This window comes from Methanocalculus sp., assembly GCF_029762515.1.
In the GTDB taxonomy this organism is placed as follows: Archaea; Halobacteriota; Methanomicrobia; order Methanomicrobiales; family Methanocorpusculaceae; genus Methanocalculus.
Map to the genome: position 1 here is coordinate 1 of NZ_JARVGN010000513.1, position 1,369 is coordinate 1,369.

The 1,369-nt window shown below is 48.1% G+C and carries 2 protein-coding genes; both read left to right on the forward strand.

The annotated features are described in order from the left end of the window. The coding region (locus tag QCH34_RS12725) for a glycosyltransferase (RefSeq protein WP_300334677.1) at positions 1 to 766 on the forward strand (766 nt) is incomplete at its 5' end. Between the two features lie 40 nt (positions 767 to 806). Next, positions 807 to 1,369 (forward strand): STT3 domain-containing protein (locus QCH34_RS12730; RefSeq protein ID WP_300334679.1); only part of this gene is annotated, 563 nt, incomplete at its 3' end.

The window sequence follows — 1,369 nt, forward strand, 5'->3', positions numbered from 1 at the left end:
GAAAGAGGCGATTCGGTCAACTGTCTGGAAGATTACCAGATGGAATCTCTCCCATAGTACAAGGGTGACGACCGTTTCACCATCTCTTGTCCGTCAGCTTGCAGGATTTGGATTCTCTGCCGGGCTCATCACAAACGGTGTGAATACCGATCTCTTCTATCCAAGGGATTTGGAGGTATGTAAAAGAGAGATTGGACTTGATCCTGAGAGTTTTGTGATAGGCTTTGCAGGGAGTGTCGAGCGATGGTATGCAATAGATCAATTGTTCAGGATGCTGCCTGAGATCCGATCCTTCTGTCCTGAAGTTCATTTACTTATTGTTGGCGGATCGCTCTTCACCGATTATATCAATGAGCTGAAAGGGCTTGTTGCATCACTTGGTCTTGCTGACGTCGTCACCTTTACGGGTGGGAAACGATATGATGAGCTGCCACTGTACATGAATGCGATGGATATCTGCACCATTCCGCTTTCTCCACCGCAATGGGTGGAGATTGCACTTCCCAATAAGTTCTTTGAGTACAGTGCCTGTTCCAGGCCGATCCTCTCGACCCCGATCCCTGATGTCGAGGCTATTGGTGGCCCTCATCTTCATATCTACCGTACTCCTGCTGAGTTCATTGATCATATCAGGAGGATCTATCAGGAAAGGGTGGTTTATAGGATTGATTTCTCACAGTTCTCCTGGAAGAAGAAAGCAGCTGAGTTTGAAGCTGTTATCGAAGAGGTGCTCTCTGGTGATCGAAGGGGTGGAGAAAGAGGATGAATGATCCACTATAATATGATCAAATACATAGAATGATCTGATGCCAAAGGATCTGAATACTATACTATCAAAAAATGGGCTCCGGTACTCTTTCATCGGCGTCTGTTTACTTGCTTTTTCTTATCTTACATTCTGGCTGCGTACACTCCCGATTCCCCGGATCGTTTCAGAAAACTGGGTCAATCTCCTCGGAAACGATCCCTGGTATAGTCTTCGCCAGATTGAACAGATGGCGCTTGATTTTCCGGCGTACTCGTGGTTTGATCCGATGACGCACTTCCCAGTGGGGGAGGTGATCTACTGGGGTCCGCTCTTCCGGCTGCTTGCGGTTGTTCTGGTTATCCTTGCAGGTGCGTCAACCCGCCCGGAGATTATGTATGTCGCCTCCTTCCTCCCGCCTCTGATGGCAGTTGCGATGGTGCCGGTGATGTACGGACTTGGTGCAAAGCTTGTGGACTGGAAGACAGGACTTTTTTCTGCCGGTTTTATCGCAATCGTTTCCGGACAATATGCGTATCGTTCGCTCTATGGGTTCGTGGATCATCATATCGGAGAGACGCTCTTCTCGGCACTCTTCTGTTTGTGTTTTATTATCGCACTACT